At 34.0% G+C, this 21,054-nt stretch carries 17 protein-coding genes and 1 pseudogene; all 18 read right to left on the bottom strand.

Annotation, left to right across the window (positions count from 1 at the left end; translation table 11 throughout):
- Positions 1–135: 135 nt before the first annotated feature.
- The 18 genes and pseudogenes from BW929_RS03350 to BW929_RS03265 all read right to left on the bottom strand — a co-directional run bounded on the left by BW929_RS03350 (position 136) and on the right by BW929_RS03265 (position 20,847).
- Positions 136–639, bottom strand: coding sequence for a hypothetical protein (locus BW929_RS03350; RefSeq protein ID WP_076543968.1), 504 nt, complete (start codon positions 637–639; stop codon positions 136–138).
- A 117-nt stretch (positions 640–756) separates the two neighbouring features.
- Positions 757–915, bottom strand: coding sequence for a hypothetical protein (locus tag BW929_RS15215; RefSeq protein WP_159437149.1), 159 nt, complete (start codon positions 913–915; stop codon positions 757–759).
- Between the two features lie 86 nt (positions 916–1,001).
- Complete coding sequence (locus tag BW929_RS03345; RefSeq protein WP_234978056.1) at positions 1,002–1,571, bottom strand: hypothetical protein; 570 nt, start codon at positions 1,569–1,571, stop codon at positions 1,002–1,004.
- 63 nt (positions 1,572–1,634) lie between these two features.
- A complete protein-coding gene (locus BW929_RS03340) occupies positions 1,635–2,411 on the bottom strand; it encodes a hypothetical protein (protein ID WP_076543966.1) in 777 nt (258 codons plus the stop codon).
- A 542-nt stretch (positions 2,412–2,953) separates the two neighbouring features.
- Positions 2,954–3,754: an aldo/keto reductase gene (locus tag BW929_RS03335; RefSeq protein WP_234978055.1), complete on the bottom strand. Its 801-nt coding sequence runs from the start codon at positions 3,752–3,754 to the stop codon at positions 2,954–2,956.
- A 223-nt stretch (positions 3,755–3,977) separates the two neighbouring features.
- Positions 3,978–4,847, bottom strand: a complete 870-nt coding sequence (locus BW929_RS03330) for a carbon-nitrogen hydrolase family protein (RefSeq protein ID WP_076543965.1) — start codon at positions 4,845–4,847, stop codon at positions 3,978–3,980.
- Positions 4,848–4,891: 44 nt separating this feature from the next.
- Entirely contained in the window at positions 4,892–7,993 is a 3,102-nt protein-coding gene (locus tag BW929_RS03325; RefSeq protein WP_076543964.1) for an alpha-mannosidase, read from the bottom strand.
- A 25-nt stretch (positions 7,994–8,018) separates the two neighbouring features.
- Positions 8,019–8,840: a carbohydrate ABC transporter permease gene (locus BW929_RS15110; RefSeq protein ID WP_076543963.1), complete on the bottom strand. Its 822-nt coding sequence runs from the start codon at positions 8,838–8,840 to the stop codon at positions 8,019–8,021.
- A complete protein-coding gene (locus BW929_RS15105; RefSeq protein ID WP_159437148.1) occupies positions 8,841–9,704 on the bottom strand; it encodes a carbohydrate ABC transporter permease in 864 nt (287 codons plus the stop codon).
- A 73-nt stretch (positions 9,705–9,777) separates the two neighbouring features.
- Positions 9,778–11,109 (bottom strand): extracellular solute-binding protein, encoded by a 1,332-nt coding sequence (locus BW929_RS03310; protein WP_076543962.1) that lies wholly within the window; start codon positions 11,107–11,109, stop codon positions 9,778–9,780.
- 169 nt (positions 11,110–11,278) lie between these two features.
- Positions 11,279–12,385, bottom strand: coding sequence for a GntR family transcriptional regulator (locus BW929_RS03305; RefSeq protein ID WP_076543961.1), 1,107 nt, complete (start codon positions 12,383–12,385; stop codon positions 11,279–11,281).
- Between the two features lie 231 nt (positions 12,386–12,616).
- Positions 12,617–12,715 (bottom strand): annotated as a pseudogene (locus BW929_RS15600) (SEC-C metal-binding domain-containing protein); the annotation flags it as partial.
- Between the two features lie 229 nt (positions 12,716–12,944).
- Positions 12,945–13,424 carry a hypothetical protein gene (locus BW929_RS03295; RefSeq protein WP_076543960.1) on the bottom strand — a complete coding sequence of 160 codons (480 nt, stop codon included), beginning with the start codon at positions 13,422–13,424 and terminating at the stop codon, positions 12,945–12,947.
- Positions 13,425–13,537: 113 nt separating this feature from the next.
- Positions 13,538–14,929 (bottom strand): SLC13 family permease, encoded by a 1,392-nt coding sequence (locus BW929_RS03290; protein ID WP_076543959.1) that lies wholly within the window; start codon positions 14,927–14,929, stop codon positions 13,538–13,540.
- Between the two features lie 114 nt (positions 14,930–15,043).
- A complete protein-coding gene (gene cysC / locus BW929_RS03285) occupies positions 15,044–15,625 on the bottom strand; it encodes an adenylyl-sulfate kinase (RefSeq protein ID WP_076543958.1) in 582 nt (193 codons plus the stop codon).
- Positions 15,619–17,427 carry a GTP-binding protein gene (locus tag BW929_RS03280; RefSeq protein WP_076543957.1) on the bottom strand — a complete coding sequence of 603 codons (1,809 nt, stop codon included), beginning with the start codon at positions 17,425–17,427 and terminating at the stop codon, positions 15,619–15,621. The genes cysC and BW929_RS03280 overlap by 7 nt, the downstream gene beginning before the upstream one ends.
- A gap of 9 nt (positions 17,428–17,436) precedes the next feature.
- Positions 17,437–18,318, bottom strand: coding sequence for a sulfate adenylyltransferase subunit CysD (cysD, locus tag BW929_RS03275; RefSeq protein ID WP_076543956.1), 882 nt, complete (start codon positions 18,316–18,318; stop codon positions 17,437–17,439).
- A 654-nt stretch (positions 18,319–18,972) separates the two neighbouring features.
- Positions 18,973–20,847 carry a polysaccharide biosynthesis protein gene (locus BW929_RS03265; protein WP_076543954.1) on the bottom strand — a complete coding sequence of 625 codons (1,875 nt, stop codon included), beginning with the start codon at positions 20,845–20,847 and terminating at the stop codon, positions 18,973–18,975.
- Positions 20,848–21,054: the final 207 nt, after the last annotated feature.

The following is a 21,054-nucleotide window of genomic DNA, read 5'->3' as shown; positions in this document are numbered from 1 at the left end:
ATTTTAGTCTTAAACCCTATTTCGAGCTCAGTTAAATTTTCCCTGCTTTTTAGTGAAAATTTTCTCAAAATTATTTTAAATAAAAAGAGCAGCTCTTAATCTTCTGAGAACTGCTCTTAAAAATATAGTTGAATACTATTGATGTTTTTCATTTTTCATAACATAAATATCCTTAGAATTTCTGGCCACCTCATTATTAAGATAATTGAAGCCACTTTTTATCTCATTAATATCCCTTTTCAAAGCGGTCTGGCCGAGAGTTAAACGAACAGTTTGATCATAAATCATATCAAGTCGGTCATCCAACTTATCAAATCTATCATCTACTTTATTAAATCTATCGTCTATTTCATTAAATTTTCCATCCATTTTATTAAATCTATCGTCTATCTCATCAAATTTCCCATCCACTTTATCAAATCTATCGTCTATCTCATCAAATTTCCCATCCACTTTATCAAATCTATCGTCTATCTCATCAAATTTCCCATCCACTTTATCAAATCTATCATCTATCGCTTCAAATCTTTCATCCACCCTGTTAAATCTTTGATCTATTTCTTCAAACTTAGCGCTAAACTTATCATCAAGCTGTCCAATACGATTTAGAATTTTATCTAAAGTTCCAGATTCGGGCATCTTTTCTACCCCTCCTCCCTTCGTATTCTCCATATATTAATATTATATCTTAAAATGATTGTAATTAGCAAATAAGATCCATTAATTTTCTTTGCCCAGACAGTACATTTAACTACCTTACAAACTCCTGGGTCTGAGCCTCATCTTAAACTCATATCTATCAGCAAAGTCCTGCAGCATAGGCATTGAACTAAAATCATTTTTTATATCAGGCATCAGCTGCCAGAGTAAATCTTCTGCTTCATTTTTATCAAGTTCAAAGTCATTGATCAGCATTTTTTGGAATCTGCGCTACGCAGAATTCTCCCTATGTTGAATAAAAAATCCCGGTAGCTTAATTTCTAAACCACCGGGACTAGTAATCAAATTATTTGCTTTTTCTCATTATTTTCAGACGCTGAATTCTTAAGCTGATCAATTTTCATTGCTAATTTTCCTTGTTCAAGGCTTAGACGAGCAGTTTGATCGTGAATCTTATTTACTGTATAATTAAGCTCATCAAATTGATCACTGTGTTTTTTTAATGTTTTATTGATATTAAATAATTTAATATCCTGTTCTGCAAGAATATTATCCAACTTATCAAAGCGTTGATCATGTTCATTTAATTTGGCTTCAATATTAATTAATCGTTTACCGTGATCAGCAAGTCTTTTATCAATTTGATCAAAGTGCTTATCATAATCATTGAGTTTTATTTCAATATTATTAATTTGTTTGTCAATCTGATCAAAGCGTTGATCGTGTTCATCAAGCCTTTTATCAATCTGATCAAATCGTTGATCATGATCAGTAAGCTTTTTGTCAATTTTGTCAAAGCGCTTATCAATTTGAGAAAATTTACTATCCAATCTCTTATCCAGCTGGTCAAAACGATTAACAAACTCATCAAAACGGCTGACAAGTGTCTCTAAAATTTTAGCTTCTGGCATCTGATTCACCTGCCCTTCTTCCTAATCTCCATGTGTTTATATTATATAGCATACTGCTCCTGATTAGCAAATAATATTTCTCTTGATTTTTAGGGAAGAGTGTTCATTTTGATAAGCATTTTCTATTTCTTTTTTAGATGGAATATAATAATCTAAATCACTGCGTTCTTCTCTTTCAATGAGAATCTCAGGCGCATCTTCAACAGCCCCCAAAACAAAAAAGGGCCCGGCACTGTAAGCTAAATGCGAAAATTCTCCAAATTCTAAAACTACATCTAAGGGATCAATTCTCCATTCAGGAGTCAGATATCTCTCTAAAGAGTTATATAAAAGATCAGGAGTTAAAACTCCATAATAAACTGCACAACCAACTGCATATTTAATATAACTGTCATTTAAACGAATTTGTTTTTTAATGCTTTTTTTGTTTAAAATAGATTTGATTTTAATTCTCAATTCCTCTGGTATGAGAAAAATAGCAATCTCCTGATGCTTACCTAAAAACACTACTCCCCGGGCTTCAAAATAATCTGCTAGATAAAAAGTGAATTCATTAATCTCAATGTAGGCTGCTGAATATTTTTCGCACTGCATAATTATTTCTTTTAAAAATTCAGTTTGTTCTGACCCTAAATATTGAAGCCAGGATTCTAAATTATCAGCAATTCGTTTAGTCAATTCTTGAATAAGTTCAGCTTTATTAAGCTGACTAATACCGTGGAAATCCCAGAGTTTTCTTATTTCATTCAGTTCATTTTTAGTGAAATTTGATAATAATTGATTATAGCATGCATCCGGTTCAATATTATCTAGTTCTTCAAACCATAAATTTTCTTTCATCAACTGCTCCCCCATTAAATTTTATTATTCTTTATCTATTATACAACTTTAAATCATTAGTGACAAAAAAATCCTGGCAGCTTAATTACCACCAGGAGTTAGCACTATATTTTTAAATTAATTACTGTTTTAACGCTTCTTCTAATTCCTTTAAATCTTTAATCTTAGAAATTCTTTCACTCAATTCTTCTATTTTACTTATTTTTACTTGATCAATTAATTCTTTTTTCTTCTGCCAGCTGGAGCATATAATTATAATCTTTTTTCATCTTTTTAAGTGTCTCGAAATAACTTTTTGAAGGAATATCACCATCCAGATAACGGTTAAGGTAGTTTCACCCCAACCTAAGTAGAGATAATGGCGTTTTACCTGTGTTATACTGATCTACTATTTCTTTAATTTCAGACACTTTAATACCTCCAGTTTTCCCAACTCTATCTATGTACCTATTATACAACTTTGGGTAATAACTAGAAAATGGATTAAATAAATAAGCCTAGCACTTAAAAATATAATATCAATTAAGTACTAGACTTATTATTCACTTCATAATTTCACTTTCACCCAATTTATAATCCACTATCTCCAGCTTGTTTTTAACATCAAGCCCATATTTACAGGCTTTAAATTCAGCCTCCTTCTCCAATAAATCAGCTGCCTTAAGCTCCAGTTTTTTGTATCTCTTTTCTGCCAGTTCTCTGTCGCTAAACCAGAAACGAAGGCGATCTCTTAAAGCATAATCGGCAGGATTTCTAGGCCGGCCATCATACATCTGACGATCAAAATAACCCTCCATTCTAAATAAATCTTTTATATTTTCACCAAATTTATTAGAAACACTGCAGTTATCACACTGACGGCAGATATAATCTCCCAGTTCTTCAGCATTGGTAAATAGCTCTGCTTTTTCTGCTTCAGTCATTGGCTCAAATTCCTCTGCCAGTTTTAAATCCATCTCCAGCATTTCCTGATTATTCATTCCTGTTACCACAGTATCAACAGGCAGAGAAAAAACATAGCGAAAAGCATCCTCTACATTCTGCCATAAAAATCCATCAGCGAGAGGTTTCATACATAGAGTTCCAATATTCTTTTCTTTAAGCAGCGGCAGCAGCTCAGTTTCTAATTTTGGAAAGTTGAATTTATCAAAGTAATTAAAATGGGTCATCATTACTTCAAACTCATCAGTTTTTAAGGCTTTAATTAACACATCAGGCTGACCGTGACCGGTAATTCCAATATGTTTTACCTTCCCCATTGCTTTTGCTTTTTTAGCTGCTTCCAGTGAACCACCTGGTTTTAAAATTGCTTCTAAGTCTGCCTCATCTCCAACTCCGTGCATAAAAATTATATCAAGGTGCTCTGTCAGCAGGAATTTCTACCAGATGGAAACCACCAAATCCAAGCAAACTAATTTCCAGTCCAGTTTTTCCAAGTATTCTTTTTTCCATCAAGAAACATCCCCCCTATTAATAACTTGAGCTTATAGAATTTAATTCAATAAATATCACCATTGTTTTTAATGAATGATTCATTATAATGACTAAAATCGTTCACATAAATTGTTATGTGATTTCCTCAGCAATTTTATACAATTCTTCATAAAAATCCAATCTTATATCTCTTAACACGGGGAAATAAGGGCGAAATTCACCTGTTTTATCATAATCTATAGTACCAATAATCAGATCTTCTTTATCATAATCGGCTTTACAGATAATAGGCTCTCCTGGAACTTTAGACTCTTTATCTCCTGGTCCAATTATAGTGCTCCCACCCCAATATTCTGTTTCCCCTTCTTTTCCACCTAAATTACAATACGCATACCAGATTGCATTTTCCATTGCTCTTGCTTTTACTAAAGGTTCAAATATATCTTTTTCAAATGAAGGAGATCCTGAAATACCAACTAATAAGTCCGCACCCTTCAAAGTTAAGAGTCTTGATATTTCTGGAAAATAAATATCATAGCAGACCATCATCCCAATATTACCTATCTTTGTTTTAAAAATAGGACTCTTTGATCCAGCGCGAAAATATCTTCTATCAGGAAAAGCACCTGGTCCAACTTTATCAGTTGCATGTCCAGGCAATGTATGCTTTCTCCATTTGCCAATATAACCTTCAGGGCCAACTAAAACTGCATCATTATACAATACACCTTCAATACCTTTTTCTGGCATACCCCAAATTATATATATATCATTATTTTTGGCTATATCTTCAAACTCATTTACAGTAGGTCCTGGTATTTCTTCAGCAACTTCAAAAAATGCATCTCCACAATTATATCCTGTTAGAGATAATTCTGGGAAAATAATCAAGTTAACATTTTGATTAGCAGCCTGATCGATATATTTTTTCATTTTTATGAAATTATCTTCCTTATTCAAAGTACTCGGCTCAATCTGTCCCAAAGCAATTTTAACCTTCATGCTTTTAATCTCCTTTATCCATCTACTTTTTAATAATTAAAATACTATCTAAGCTCAACCTTGAAAGTTTTAATTTCATAGGGTTTTATTTTAAATTCAAACTCAAAATCATTATTTTCAACTTCTTCTATATTTTCTTCAACTAGATTGCATTCATGAACAGATTTAATTTTATCATCTAATTTTACTTTCACAGTATCTCTTCTATTTCCATACTCATAAAATCTCAAAATTAATTTATCACTATATTCAGCTTTTTTAACAGTTTCTAGAATTGTACTCTGTTCTTTTACATCTATATATGACTTTTCATTTGGTTCAGTACCATTTTTTCCTTCAACTTTAACATTTTGAATAGGATAATTTAATTCATAAGCTTCTTTTGTAGTCTCAGCTTCAAACCAGCTTCCCCCATGAGGATAAAGACTATAAGTAAATGAGTGATGACCTTGATCAGCTTCCGGATCCGGATAAACACCAGATTTAATTAATGTTAAACGCATTGTTTGATCTTTGATATCATATCCATATTTACAGTCATTTAAAAGGCTGACTCCATAATCTCCTTCTGACAAATCTGCCCACTTGTGTCCAACTACTTCAAATTTAGCATAATCCCAACTTGTATTCCAGTGAGTATTTCTCTCAACGTTACCAAATTGAATTTCATAATTTGCTTTAGTTGTTCTTACATCAATTGGAAAAGCGGTTTTTAAAAGTATCTGTTCTTCTTTCCAATCAACTTCTGTTTTAAAATCAATACGACGCTTATCAGCATAGACAATCATATCCTGTTTAATAATTGAATCCAAAAATCTCCATTCTAAATTGATTAACACCTTATCGTTTTCTTGATTAATTTTCATTTCTGTTAAATCATCAATAATATATTCTTTATCTTGATAATAAATATCTATATCCCAGGCATTAAATCTCATAGGGCGATCTTCAAAAGCCTGCAATAAATTGCCTATTTCATTTTCCGTAATTACTTCCCGCTCATATTCTTTATCGTATAAAGAAACAATTTGACCCTGATCATTCATTTCAATCTTATAAAATTTATTTTCAATTAGTTTAGATTCAACTTTCAATTCATTTACGGCTGCTTTTTCTGAACTTCTATTTACTCTTTTATCCTTCTTTATTACTGGCTCTAATGTATCTTTATCAATCTCAAAAGAATAATATCCATTTGCTGGAATCGATTTGATTTCGTACTCTTTATTATTTAAATCTAGATATACATCTCTTGACCAGGGAAGTGAATTATAAACAACAACTTTTTCGCCATCCCCTTCAATCTGATATGCAATCTCTTCTAAACTTTTATTTAATAAAGTTTCTGTCTTATTAAATAGTTCTTTAAACTCCGCTCTAGAATCTTCGTAAACCTCCTTAATTGAAGATCCAGGTAAAATATCATGAAACTGATTCTTCAATACGACCTCCCAATTATCATTAATCTTATCAGCAGGATAATCTAATTGCTTATTTTTTGAACTGAAATTATTAAATAATTCTACATCATGAAGCATTATTTCGGCTTTACGATTATTTTTTTTGACTTCAGCTTGAGAAGTATATGTACCGCGGTGGTACTCTAAATATAATTCTCCATCCCAAACAGGTAGTTCTTTTTCTTTTTCCATCTTATCTGCTAAATCTTTAAAATAATCTTCAGACTTTCCAAAATTGACTTCAGGCATTCCAGGAACTTCCTGCATTTTTTTACCTGACTCTATCATTTTTCTGGTAGGTCCACCACCACCATCGCCCCAACCATAGGCAAGCAGCAGTTCATCATTTATATCTTTTTGTCTATAATTATCCCAAATACCTCCAGTTGATTCAGGATTTAAAATTCCATTGTAGGTATAAAAAGGTGAATCATTATGAATTTCAGGTGTTGTAATAAAGTGAGTTAAAACTTCTGTACCATCAATACCTCTCCAGGTGAAAGTATCATACTCAGGTCGATTAAATTGACTCCAACTAATTTTTGTAGTCATAAAATATTCCATTCCACTTTTTTTAATAATTTGTGGTAGTGCCCATGAATAACCAAAAACATCAGGTAACCATAAAATATTCCAATCAACATCAAATTCTTCTTTAATGAACTTTTTCCCATGGATAAATTGTCGAACTAGTGATTCACCTGAAGTTACATTACAGTCTGCCTCTACCCACATGCCTCCTGTAACTTCCCATTTGCCTTCTTTTATTTTTTCTTTTATTTTAGCATAAATTTCAGGATAATCTTCTTTTATAAATTTATATAACTGAGGCATTGTTTGTACATAAGTATATTCAGGGTATTCATCCATTAATTTTAATACTGTTGAAAATGTTCGAGAACATTTTTCTCTAGTATGAAGAAGCTGCCATAACCAGGCTACATCAATATGAGAATGCCCAACCGCAGTAATTTTAGGTAAATTATCTTTGCTCTTTAATTCTTGCAGGGCCTCTTTTAAATAACTATTGGCTTTTTCAACACTCTGCAAAAATTTATTAGAATTAACTTTTCTGAAATCTAAGATGTTTATAGACTTATCTAAAACTCTTAATAACTTTTCTCTTAGATCTTCACCTTTTTCCATGGTTTTAATTGATTCAAAAACTATTTTAGCTCTTTGATAATAATCTTCTACGGTCCGATTACGATAGATTAAAGCTGCTACCTTAAAAACATGCTTTTTTTCTTCTAATCCACTAAATGCCTTAATAGATATTTCCAGCTCTGAGCCAGAAGTTAATTCTTTTTTACTTAAATAAACTAAAGAATGACTTCTATCTAATCCCTGCAGTGGTTGACTGTTAAGATAAAGCAATGATTCTGAACCACTTAAATTCCCGAAATGTCCTGCCCCTGGAATAATTTTAAGATAAGTTTTACCTTTTTCTAAATCCCAATCTTTAGGAACTTTAACTTTGGTATTGAACCACTGACAGACATTTTTCCCGCCCCATCTTTCACCAACTTCAAGTTTTTTGCCAGCCATATTTGTAAAATCTGGTAATCCTTTATTATCTAATTTTGCTGGGTAGACTTCAAATTCTTCGATTTCAACACTTTTCTGAGCTAAATTTTCCTTTAAATCTTTTAAATATCTGTCTATCTTTCCTTCTTTCATAAACATATTTAATCACTCCATTTTTTTATTTTTATCCCTTTACTGCTCCAGCAGTTAGAGCTTTTAGGATAAATTTTTGTAATAAAAATACCATTACTATTGCAGGTAATAATGCTATTATACTTGCAGCTGCTAAATAATGGGTGCTTATTTGTTGAAAGTTACCCTGTGTCATTAAGATCCCGACTGAAACTGGATATTGACTGGTTCTATCTAAGAGCAAATAGGGAAGTAAAAATTGGGACCAGGCATTAATTGAAATAAATATAGTAGCACTTGCTAAAGCAGGTAGTGCAACAGGTAGAATTACTTTATGCAATAATTGAAATCTTGATGCTCCATCAATTTTTGCTGCCTCATCTAACTCTTTTGGTATGGCATCAAAACCGCCTTTTAATAAAAAGGTTGCAAATGGTATTTGGATAGCAATATAGACCATTGATAATCCAAAATAATTATTTAGCAATCCTAGATTAGAATAATAACGATAAATTGGAATACCAATAACTATAGGTGAAATCATTTGAAATATGAGAATAACAAATAACAATTTAGCTTTATTTTTAAAATCAAATCTGGAAAAAGAATAAGCAGCGGGTATAGCTACTAAGAGTGTTCCTAAAACGGTATATATAACTAACTTAAAAGAATTCCAGAGATAAGTAGTCATTGTCGTGTTTTTTAAAACATAAAAAAAATTATCAAAAGTTATTTCTTCTGGAATAAAAGTTGGTGGAAAAACAAAAATTTCAGAAGTTGTTTTTAATGATAAAGAAATAATCCATAAAATAGGCAGTAAAAAAAATATCGAAACTAATCCGTACAGTATATAAATTGAAATTTTTTTAACCACTTACTGATCACTCCCCATAAACCATGCATATAGTATTGTAAATGTACCAGAAAGAATTAACATAATTACAGCATATGCCGATCCTCTTCCTAGATTTAAATACCTAAATACCTGTTTGTAAGCTCCAAGTGATAACACTGTTGTGCTATTTCCTGGTCCCCCCTGTGTAAGAGCAAAAATGGAATCATATGTATTAAATGTATAAATAGTAATCAAAATTGTATTTATCATTAACATTGGTTTTAGCTGGGGTAAAGTTATATTCCAAAACTGCTGCCAGGTTGAAGCACCATCTATGGAAGCTGCTTCATATAATTGATCTGGAATTCCTCTTAAAGCGGCATACTGCATAATTCCACTAAAACCAGTTCCACGCCAAACATTAGCTAAAACAACCGAAAACAAAGCCCAGGATGGTGTATACAGAAATGGAATTTGATTTAAACCTAACAATCTAATAAAATAATTTAAGATACCCCACGAACTACTGCTGTACATTATGCTCCAAATGACTCCAGTAATGATACCAGGAACCACCCAGGCAGTAATCATAGATAATTTCACTAAAGAACTACCAAATAGGTCTTTATTTATTAATATTGCCGTAATTAAACCAAGTAATAATTGAAATAAAACTGAAGCAAAAACAAAAACTAATGTAACTTTCATAACCTGCCAAAAACCACTACCTGTAAGAATATGTATGTAATTTTCAAATGTAAAGCCATCTTCTATAGTTCCTATTGTTGCATTGCTAAAACTCAGCCTTATGACATTCAATAAAGGATATAAAAAGAAAATTCCCAAAACTAAAGCTAATGGAATTATCCAAACCCACCATCTTTCCATAATGTTTCTATTCATACTCGCCATCCTTTCCTAACACATACTAATTTAACGAGGGCTTATTTATAAATAAGCCCTCGTATTATTTTTATTATTTATTTGATTCCCATTCATTTAATGCTTCTTCCTGAATCTTATCAACTTCAGCCTCAATATCATCAGTTTGACCAGTTAATAAACGTCCTAAAGCTGTTTGAGTAAGATCAGAAACGGTATTATATAGTGAATTAGCTGGGCGAGCGTTACCATATTCCAAAGATTCTCTTAACTTTTGCATGCGTTCGTTTTCCGAAAAATAAGGGTCAGTTACATATACAGATTCACGAGTAGGTAAATAATTATAAACTTTAGTTCTTTCAGCCATTGCTTCTGTACTACCTACTACTCTCATAATATAATCTGCAGCCAATTCTTGCTTGACTGGATCATTACTTAAAACTGCCCAGGTCCAACCACCATTACTATTTGCTCTTTGGTCGGCTTTCATTTGTGGAAGAGGAACAAAGTCCCATTTTTCATCAGCATCATCAATTATGTCATCAATTTGATTATAAAGCCAACTTCCATTTGCTACCATTGCTACATTACCAGAACGAATTTCAGCTAGTAATGGATCACTACCTGTAATTGAAGAAACCATTACTGGAGCTGCTCCTGTATCAACTAATCTTTTTAAAAAGCCCAGACTGTTAACTAAGGCTTCTTTATTTTTCCCTTCACCTATAACAGGACGACCGTTTCCATCAAACATTTCTCCGCCCTGTGCCCAAAAAGAAGGCCATACATTACCATTAACTGCACCTTCCCAGCTGCCAAGCCAGGCCATGTATCCGTGGACTCCTTTTTCTTCTTTCATCTTTAAGGCCACATCAATTGCTTCATCCCAGGTTCTTGGTGGTTCTTCAATCCAATCTTTTCTATAGTAAAGAAAGCGAGCATCTGTTTCACCCCAGATAGCATGCATTTCCCCATCTCTCACAACTACATCTTTTGTAAAACCATAAAAATCATCAACTGCATCTTCACCTATATATTCATTTAATGATTTAGTATAACCATTATCTATAAATCTACCTACCCAAAAGGAATCAATATGTGCAAAATCTGGTGCATTACCAGATTCAGCCTGAGTCATCAAAGTTGCCATTGTCATAGAAATTTGTCCTGTTGGAGCAACCTGAACATCAATTCTGGCATTAGGATGAGCTTTAGCCCACTCTGCAGCAGCTTTTCTTATATAATCCTTTCTATTATCAGTTGCCGCAAATAATGTATCAGATCTTTGAATGTTTGCTGTTAATACTATCTCAGCATCAGGATTACCAATTCTTTCGGGTGTAACTAATTCATAGTCTTGAGCAAAAGACACAGAAGTCATAGCAAATAATACAATTAAAGCAATTAGTAATGTTTTCTTTTTCATAATTGTTAATCTCCCCTTTATTATTAGTAGAATTTCAAACAATTACCGCTAGAACTTAAGTATAGAATCTCACCTCCTTTGATTAGAATTAACATCAATATGACTTTAGAACAAATTAATTTATATTGCTAAAATTATATTAATTCTGAAAATTTAAAATAAAAAGAGATTAATCTAAGGATTTACATGAATCTCTTATTTCTAGATCACACGATTGATAAATTTGTTGTATTTCTTTTTCTTGATTATTTTCTTCTATATATTCTAAGAGCAAATTAACTGATTTCTGTCCAATTATATCTGAATGTTGATTTACAGTAGTTAATTTTATTTCTAAATGTTTTATTTTATCAGTATAATCAAAACTTACTACTGATAATTCCTCAGGAATTTCAATTTGATATTTCCTGGTCATCTTGATCAAATCTATTACAATAATATCATTAACCGCTATTACTCCTGTGATATTATTCTTTTCTATGTGATTATAAATTTGTTCATTTATTTTATCTCTAGATTGTTGTTCATCATAAGTGAAAACATTATTTGTTTCAATTCCATATTCTCTTAAAGCTCTTTTATAACCAGTAATTCTATCTTCAATAGTACTCGTGTTGGAATAATGACCTTTCAAAAACATTATGTTTTCATGCCCTAATTGAATTAAATATTCTGTTGCTTTATAACTACCGTTTATATTATCTGCCATTACACAGCTGGTATGACAAAACTGAAGCTTTCTATCAACTAAAGCAAATGGGAATCCCTCAGATTTCAGATCATAAATAGCTGTACTATCTTTTTGATCTTCAGCAGGGTTAATAATTAATCCATCAACCATTTGCCTTTTCATAAATTGAATGATTTCAGCTTCTTTCTTATAATCATTAAAATGATCTTTTAAAATAAAGGTATAATCACTTCCATCCAAAGCATTTTCAATACCGTTAAGGATTTCAATATTTACTCCATCAGTATAGGGCATAATAACTCCAATTTGCTTGCTTTTATTTTCTTTATCATCTCTTTCTCCATGTATATCATAGACAAAAGTACCTGTCCCCTGCACTCGATATAAATACCCTTGATGAACTAATTCTTCTATAGCTTTTCTGATAGTATATCTGCTCACTTCCAATTCATTACTTAACTCTCTCTCTGATGGAATTAACTTTCCTTTTTTATACTCTCTATTTTTAATTTTGTTAAGTATAATATCGCAAATCTGTTGATAAATAAATTTAGAGTCATCTCTATTAATTTTGTCTTGAGTCATAATCAGCATCTCCTTTTTCAACCACTGGTCTGCAGTGGTAGGTACCTCTATATACTATATTGCATACCAGTGGTTGAATTCCTTCTTTTTTTTATTTTTTTTTTATTAAATGAGCTAAAAACTCCCAGCACCTAATAAAAGGGACTCGGAGTTCAGATTAAAACTAATATTATATTTGTTCAACTTATGAGCTTATTATCATTATTTTCAGCCGCTTAATCTTTAATCGGGTCAATTTTCCTTACCCAGACAGCATTTCTTATATTTCTTGCCGCTGCCGCAGGGACAGGGATCATTTCTGCCTACTTTTTCACCTTTAACAACTGTCTGTTCACCTACTGAACCATCCCGATTGTTTTTCGGAAGAGGCTGCAGGTGTTTTTTCTCTTCCTCAAACTGCCAGTACTGTCTGATTTCAGTTAGTTCCTTTTTAGTTAAAGTAGCTAAGAAATCTTTTGAATTCTGCTGCTGCATATTTTAGCTCCCCTGTATTTGTTGAAATATTTAATTTACATATCTATTATTCAACTCTATATCATAACTAGTAAAGCAGATTAATTTAATCATTTTTCTTTTCCCCATCATAAAAAATATCCTGTGGCAGTTTAATCTTTTTCAACCATTTTTTAAGCTCATCCTCTTTAACCTGGTTGGAAACAAATTCATTGTGGGAAAAATTAATAAAAATTCCATCCAGATCAGATTCCTTAATTTCTTTTTTAATATTTTCTAAATTCTGTTCCTCAATTAATTTTTTATCAAGTTTAAAACCCCTAGCTGCTGCCATTTCTGCTATCTCATCTAAATAATCTTTAGCATTTTCCTGATAGATATCAACAACAGAGTTCTCCACATCACTAACTACTTTCTCTCCTAAAAAACCAACATCAGAAATTAAATGCTCAAAAAGTTTTGGTGCTTCCTTAACCAATAAAGCTCTGAGCAGAAGCTTGTCATTCGGCTTGATGTTTTTTTCTAGATGCTCATTAATTTTCTTTAAACCACCATAACTGAATAAAACCAGCATATATTTTTTCATTTATCTATCCCTCACAAGTTTAATAACTTAATTTGATTTCTATTTTCTAATTAACTAAATTTATTATTTCAACCTCAGCCATTATATCTTTCAAAAAATATTTTGAAGCTCTCTTAGATAAAAACTTCCAGTCCAATCAACGGCCAGTAGAATCTAGCAACTAAAATATAAATCAGCCAGCCGATTACTTTAAGCACCAATCCCCATTTTAAAGCATCTTTGATCTGATAATAACCAGAAGAAAAGGCAATCGCATTGGGTGGGGTTCCCATTGGCAGTAAAAAGGCAAGCCCTCCAGATAAAGCAACAGACAACGTTAATATAACAGGATTCAAATTGTAAGCTTCAGCCGCACTAAATGCAAGGGGCAGGATTACTGCCACAGAAGCTACATTACTAACTCCCTCAGTTAAAATTGATGTGAAAATAGCAAGTAGAATTATAAACAAAAATGGTGCAAGTTCTAGCTGAGAAAAAAATCTAGCTGCCATCCAGTCCGTCACCCCGGTTTCTACTAAAGAAGAAGCAACTACAACTGCTCCACCATACATTAAAATTACTCCCCAGTTGACATAGGATTCTACTTCCTGCCAGTCTACAACCCTAAGAGCAACAACTAAAACTCCCCCCAGCAAAGCTGTCACAGCAATATTAATTAAATTTGATAAAAATAACCAGCTGAAGACTACTGATCCTAAAATTAGAACCAGCTTTTTTTCTGCTTTAGAAAAACTACCTTTTGCCTCTGACTCTGCCTGCAATTTTTCTAAGGAGCGAGATGTGTCCTCAATATCAATCTTTGCAAATCTGGCAATAATTACTGCAAAAACAATCAAAAGTAGAAATGGAATTGGCCAGCTATATTTTATCCATTCAAAAAAACCAATAGAAATTCTATAATGTTTTTCTAAAAGACCAACTGCTAAGAGATTACGGGCACCACCAAGATAGGTGGTTATTCCACCAATTACTGTTCCCCAGGCCATTGTTAAAAAAAGCAGTTTTCCATAATTACTCTCCAACCTTTTCAAATCAAGACTGACCGCAATCTCGAGAACTATTGGAAAGAGCAGAGCAGCAACAGCATGTTCGGGCATAATTAAAGACAAAAAAGCGGCTGTAAATAAAATACCATATAATAGTTTAAGAGGACTCTTACCACTAAAGGAAATTATATTAAAAGCAAGTCTGGAACCTAGCCCGGTCTGATAAAGACCAGAAGCAAGGATTAAAGCTCCAAGAATAAAAAAGATTGCTTTAGAACCAAAAAGCGAAAAAGTATATTCTATAGTCATCACATTTAATAGAGGCAGTAAGGCAATTCCGAGCAAGGAAGTTACTGATAGCGGAAGAACGTGTGAAACCCAAAAACTTAAAACCAGCACAAAAACTGCCAGCGCCCTTTGCCCTGCTGGATTTAAACCGGTCATTGTCGGCATAACTAAAAGTATTATGAAAAAGATGATACCTGTATATTTAACTATTTCTTTCAAGTATTTAAACATTAAGATCATCCTTCCACACTGAAAAATATATAAAAACCTCTCCCATTTTTCACTCCCAGGAGAGGCTTAAAATCTTCTTTGCCATGTTTAGGTGAGCTATCTAAAAATTTTAATTTATTTTAAAATAAGCTTCAGAACAAGCTCAACCGATTCTTCAAGATTCAATCTTTGAGTATCTAATATCAGTTCCGGATTTTCTGGCTCCTCATAAGGGGCAGAAATACCGGTAAAGTTTTCAATCTCACCTTTTTTAGCCTTTGCGTAAAGTCCTTTGGGATCCCGCTCAGCACAGGTTTCTACATCTGCTTTAACGTAGATCTCTTTAAAATTTTCAGAACCTATAGCCTGGCGGGCAGCTTCTCTCCCCGCTCTATAGGGAGAAATAAAAGAAGCTAAGGTTATCAGCCCTGCATCAGCAAAAAGGGCAGCTACCTCACCGATCCGGCGGATATTTTCTTCCCGATCCTGAGCAGTAAAACCGAGATCCTTATTTAAACCAAAGCGCAGATTATCACCATCGAGGCGGTAAGAAACTTTTCCTCTCTTAAAAAGCTCCTTTTCCACCTCAACAGCAATGGTGGATTTACCCGATCCCGAAAGTCCGGTAAACCAGAGCACCAACCCTTTCTGTCCAAGAAGTTCTTCCCGAGCAGCTTTATTAATTTCACCTGAGTGCCACTTTATATTATCTACCATGGTCTAAAGATAATCCCCCTGTCCTGTAATAACCCTTTAATCTGGGCTGAAACCTGCTCCTCAGAAGTAAATTCCGGAATATGAAGGTCAAACTCTAAATCAGTTGTTACTCTATCTCCCAGCCAGACAGTTTCAATCTGCTGAGGATTTACAGTTGTCTTAATCAGTTCTAAATCAGATTGAGTCAGTTCAACTGCTGTTACAACTAAAATTGCTCCTGCATCTAACATTAAATGAGAAACCTCAGCCAGACGGCGCAGGTGTTCTTCTTTATGACTATTATCACCATTTTTAATATCAGCATCAACACCATAGAGAAGGTTTCCAATCCCTAGGAAGTAGACTACCTTTCCATCATTAAATAACCTTTTTTCTAAAGCTTTGGCCGTCGGTTTTTTCCCAACATCCTCTTCTCCGGTGATTAAAACCAGAGTTGATTTCTGATTATATTTTTCTGCTCTTTCTTCTCGGCTGATTAGAGACTGCTCCCAGTTGTAGTTACGGCGCATTACCTTTTCACGGACCCAGCTCTGTTCATCTTCTAGGGCCTCAGAAATTATTCCACCACCGGCAATCTCAAAATCATCGACAATGACAAAGCGGCTGGTTTCTTCTATCTCTCCTGCCAGGTCAAAGGCCATTGCCTTATCAAGTTTAAAGACTACCTCTGCCACATCGTGGCGTTCAATTTTTTCTTTAGCTTCATCCTGATTTAAATTGGAAGCATCAATTACTCTATTTATCTTTTCCAGACGGGCCTTAACCTTAGCTGTTCCGAGTTTAAGATGATAGACCTTATCTTTAACTAAATCCTGACGGGCCAGCCAGAAAAGGTTGGCTTTAATTCTTGCTGAAACCTTGGGCTCAGCTTCATCAGCTCTGGAGGCAAGTTCACCCCGGGTAATATAGATCTGCTCATCAAGAGTAAAACCGGTTGCCTTCCCTACTTTTACCTTATGCTGTTTGTCTTCTTCAAAACCTTCTATAGACTTAACTGTACTCTTTTTACCAGAAGGATAAAAAACAACCTCATCGCCAATATTCAGCTCACCTGCTGCAACTGTTCCCGCAACTATGCGGCGATCATCTCCACCTTTGGTAAATTTGTAGACATCCTGTACCGGCATTCTATAAGGTTTATTATGCGGTAGAGCAGCATTCTCAAAGCTGTCTAACTGTTCTAAAACAGTCTTTCCTTTAAACCAATCCATATTTTCTGATCGATCAGCTACATTATCTCCCAGCATCCCACTGACAGGAATAAATCTTTCTGCTTCAAGTCCAATTTCAGCTAGAAAGTCTGTATATTCTTCTACAATCTCATTGTATGTATCCTGATCATAGTCAACTAAATCCATCTTATTGACTACTACTGCAATCTGTTTGATACCCAGCATAGAAAGCATATAGCCATGACGGCGGGAATTTTCTTTTACCCCTTCGGAGGCATCTATTACTAAAAGAGCAGCTTCTGCTCTGGCAGCACCGGTTACCATGTTCTTTAAAAATTCAATATGTCCCGGTGCATCTAAAATAATATACTGTCTATAATCTGTTTGAAAAAAGACACGGGCTGAGTCAATGGTAATTCCCTGAGCCTGCTCATCTTTCAGAGCATCCAGTAAAAATGCATATTCAAAGGGCTTGGAATTTTTGCGGCAGGTTTCTTTAACCTGTTCCAATTTACCATCAGGTAGAGAATCAGTATCTGCCAGCATTCTACCAATAATTGTACTTTTACCGTGATCAACATGTCCTGCAATTACTAAATTTAAATCTTGTTCTTCTGTTGTTTTATTCATCTCTACCCCCTACATATATCCGTCTTTACGAAGTTCTTCTAAACCGCCACCATCTTCTTTATCCTGAGCTCTACCATCACGCTCAGCAATATTGGCAAACTTACCTGTCTTCAGCTCCTCTACTACCTCGTCTACTGTAGAGGCGGTAGATTCTACCGGTTCAGTACAGGGAGCACAGCCTAAAGAACGATAGCGTTTACCTTCACCCTGATCAAAATAGAGTGAAACCATCGGGATCTTTTCGCGCTGAATATATTCCCAGACATCAAGTTCAGTCCAGTCTAAAAGGGGATGAATCCTGACATGGGTGCCGGGAGCAAAATCGGTTTTATACTGATCCCAGAACTCTGGCGGCTGATCACCAATATCCCAGTCATTGTTGCGATCCCGAGGAGAGAAATACCTCTCTTTAGAGCGGGAACCTTCCTCATCTGCTCTGGCACCAACAATTACACCTGTATAAGGTTCACGATTGCTGTCCAGTTCGTATTCATCTTTATTATGATTATATCTGTAACGACGCCAGTTACCATTTAAGGTGTTTTTTAGAGCATCTGTTTTTAAACGCCCGCAGCACTCTAAGTGAGTCGCTTTACCATTGGGAAAGGTATCTCCCGCTGCCAGTGTTTCTTCATCCTGACCGTAAATCATATCCAGATTCCACTTTTTAGCCAGCTTATCCCGATGTTCAATCATCTCGGGAATCATATAGCTGGTATCAATATGTACTAATGGAATTGGTACATGACCAAAAAATGCCTTTCTGGCCAGCCAGAGCATTACTGTTGAGTCCTTACCAACTGACCACAGCATGCAGATATTGTTAAATTCGCTGTACGCTTCTCGCAAAATATGAATACTTCTACTTTCTAACTTATCTAAATGATCCAAATTTGACCCTCCTTAAAAAATATATAGCTACCGATTAATCAAATAAATTTTTCGGCACTAAAATAAAGCTTTTTGTCGAATTATAAGGAATCTCAAAGCTTAAGATATTTAATTTCAACTGATTAGATTTTATCAAAAAGCTGCCCTAAAAACAAGGGCCATTTAAAAAGAGCAGTCCTCAAATAAAACTAAGAACTGCTCTTCATATCTAAGTTCAAAATTATCATAATATCACTTTTAATTTTCAGATGCTATTGATGTTTTTTTCATTTTCAGACGTTGTATACTTAACTACTCCAAAATTCTTTAGGCTCTGAGCAATTCCACCGAGAATGACAAAAAGAAAAACTCAAGCTTTTTTCAATTTCATCTATCCTATCTTTTTCCTCTTTCTGATTATTAATAATTAGATTACTTTTATTCTGCAAAAAGTAGATTATTAAATTTTTATAGGTTTTTAGAGTATGTCTTGATAAAAATATTTCATTTTTTAAAAGTCTGTCTTCAGAGTAATTATCTAATTCTTCCAGATAATGATAAAATAAAAATCCCCACCGGACTTTCAACGCTCCAGTGAGGGTTTAACTAATATTTAATTCGACAAAATTATACGCAAATGACAAGTGCACGGTACCTGCATACCTGCACCTAAGCTTAAGATAATTTCTTATCTTTTTTAAAATCAATCTTTTTTACATTATCTCTTCGCGGCTGATAGGTATCTACCAGATCAACTAGAGCCGCCACTATATCTCTGCCGGCTGCTTTTTCTGCAAGTTCTTCAAGACGCTCAAGGTGTTTATTTAAAAACTCCTGATCTACAGCTTCTAAGTTATTGATAAAGATCCGCTCGTGTTCTGTGGCAATATTATCTTCTGTATCACATAAAAGCTCTTCGTAAAGCTTTTCTCCAGGGCGGAGTCCAATTACATCAATATCTATATCATCATAAGGAGTTAAACCTGAGAGTGAGATTAAGTCTTCAGCCAGTTCCATTATCTTAACCGGCTCTCCCATATCAAGGACAAAGACCTCTCCTCCCTTGCCTAGAGCACCTGCCTGAATAACAAGCTGTGAAGCCTCGGGAATAGTCATAAAATAGCGGGTTATATCCTTATGGGTAACTGTCAGCGGACCACCATTTGCAATCTGCTTTTTAAATAGAGGAATTACACTTCCCTGGCTGCCTAAAACATTACCAAAGCGGACTGCCATAAATTTAGTCTTAGACTTCTTATTAATCGTCTGTACAACCATTTCAGCTGCTCTTTTAGAAGCTCCCATCACATTGGTGGGGTTTACTGCTTTATCGGTTGAAATCAGGACAAAACGGTCGATTTCAAACTCTGCTGCAGTTTGAGCTAAATACCTGGTCCCTAAGATATTATTCTTTACAGCCTCTTCCGGACTGGTCTCCATCAAGGGCACATGTTTGTGAGCTGCGGCATGGAAGACTACATCCGGAGAATATTCTCTAAAAACCTTCTCCAGCTTATTTTTATCCCTGACGCTGCCGATAATCGAAACTAAGTCTAAATCCGGATATTTATTTTTTAAATCTCTTTCTAAAAAGTAAGTTGTATTTTCATTTATATCTAAGATAATAATTTTTTTAGGGTTAAACTTGGCTACCTGACGGCAGATCTCTGAACCAATTGAACCTCCACCACCACTGACTAAAATAGTTTTATCTTCAAGATAAGCAGAGATTTCATCAGAAATTAAATCAACCTGATCCCGGCGCAGAAGGTCTTCTACCTTCACTTCTCTGATTTGATTTAGAGAAACATCACCTTTTAAAATCTCATAAACTCCTGGTACTATCTCTACCTTAACATCTTTTTTATTGCTCAATTCATAAAATCTTTTAATTGTCTTACCTTCAGCCGAAGGAACTGCAATTATCACTTCATCTACAGAATATTCCTCAATCAACTGCGGTATTTTTTCACTTTTTCCTAAAACTTTCTTCCCGTGAATCTCTAAGGACTGCTTATTGGGATCATCGTCAACAAGCCCGATAATTCTTTTCCCTATTTCAGGGTGTTTTTGAATCTCTCTGGTGATCATCTCTGCAGCATCACCTGCACCAATGATTAAAACTCTGCTTTTTGACTTTTTATTCTGGTTGCGGTTTAAATAATCTTTTAATAATCTTAAGCCAAAGCGCATTCCACCGAGCAAAAAGATATCTGTCATTAGATTGATTGCTATAATACTGCGGGGGAAACCGACTCTAAAAAAGTAAATATAGATTACAAAAAGAGTATTGATTGCTATAGTAGCTTTAAAGATGGAATAAAGTTCTGACATGCTGGCATACTGCCACATCTTATTATAGAGTGAGGAAAAATAGAGAACAAAAAATGAAATAACTGTTATTGCCAGCAAATATTCAACTCTAAAATATCTCATCCAGCCATCATCAAAGCGGAGGATAAAAGAAGACAGTACTGCCAGGTTGACTAGTATAAGATCAATTACAATTAACCTTGGTTTTTTGTATAATTTCAATAAAAATTCAATCATATTAAACTCAACTCCCGATAAAATCAATTACTCCCTGTGAATAACTATCTATATTATAATCTACTTTATACTTTAATTCAATGAATTCGACAATAATAGTGAAAAGATACAAAAATCTCCTACTGACTTCTGAGAAAAGTAGTAGGAGAATGACTGCTGTAATTGATATTAAATTTTATGAGATTACAATATAATTAGTTTCAATAA

It is taken from the genome of Halanaerobium kushneri, assembly GCF_900156285.1.
Taxonomy (GTDB): Bacteria; Bacillota; Halanaerobiia; order Halanaerobiales; family Halanaerobiaceae; genus Halanaerobium; species Halanaerobium kushneri.
This window is presented reverse-complemented; position numbering and strand designations above follow the sequence as displayed.

Excerpts from the sequence above, each read along its gene's own strand:
- BW929_RS03350 (WP_076543968.1), bottom strand. The coding sequence starts at position 639 with ATGCCCGAATCTGGAACTTTAGATAAAATTCTAAATCGTATTGGACAG.
- BW929_RS15215 (WP_159437149.1), bottom strand. The coding sequence starts at position 915 with ATGCTGATCAATGACTTTGAACTTGATAAAAATGAAGCAGAAGATTTA.
- BW929_RS03345 (WP_234978056.1), bottom strand. The coding sequence starts at position 1,571 with ATGCCAGAAGCTAAAATTTTAGAGACACTTGTCAGCCGTTTTGATGAG.
- BW929_RS03340 (WP_076543966.1), bottom strand. The coding sequence starts at position 2,411 with ATGAAAGAAAATTTATGGTTTGAAGAACTAGATAATATTGAACCGGAT.
- BW929_RS03335 (WP_234978055.1), bottom strand. The coding sequence starts at position 3,754 with ATGCACGGAGTTGGAGATGAGGCAGACTTAGAAGCAATTTTAAAACCA.
- BW929_RS03330 (WP_076543965.1), bottom strand. The coding sequence starts at position 4,847 with ATGAAGGTTAAAATTGCTTTGGGACAGATTGAGCCGAGTACTTTGAAT.
- BW929_RS03325 (WP_076543964.1), bottom strand. The coding sequence starts at position 7,993 with ATGTTTATGAAAGAAGGAAAGATAGACAGATATTTAAAAGATTTAAAG.
- BW929_RS15105 (WP_159437148.1), bottom strand. The coding sequence starts at position 9,704 with ATGAATAGAAACATTATGGAAAGATGGTGGGTTTGGATAATTCCATTA.
- BW929_RS03310 (WP_076543962.1), bottom strand. The coding sequence starts at position 11,109 with ATGAAAAAGAAAACATTACTAATTGCTTTAATTGTATTATTTGCTATG.
- BW929_RS03305 (WP_076543961.1), bottom strand. The coding sequence starts at position 12,385 with ATGACTCAAGACAAAATTAATAGAGATGACTCTAAATTTATTTATCAA.
- BW929_RS03295 (WP_076543960.1), bottom strand. The coding sequence starts at position 13,424 with ATGAAAAAATATATGCTGGTTTTATTCAGTTATGGTGGTTTAAAGAAA.
- BW929_RS03290 (WP_076543959.1), bottom strand. The coding sequence starts at position 14,929 with ATGTTTAAATACTTGAAAGAAATAGTTAAATATACAGGTATCATCTTT.
- cysC (WP_076543958.1), bottom strand. The coding sequence starts at position 15,625 with ATGGTAGATAATATAAAGTGGCACTCAGGTGAAATTAATAAAGCTGCT.
- BW929_RS03280 (WP_076543957.1), bottom strand. The coding sequence starts at position 17,427 with ATGAATAAAACAACAGAAGAACAAGATTTAAATTTAGTAATTGCAGGA.
- BW929_RS03265 (WP_076543954.1), bottom strand. The coding sequence starts at position 20,847 with ATGATTGAATTTTTATTGAAATTATACAAAAAACCAAGGTTAATTGTA.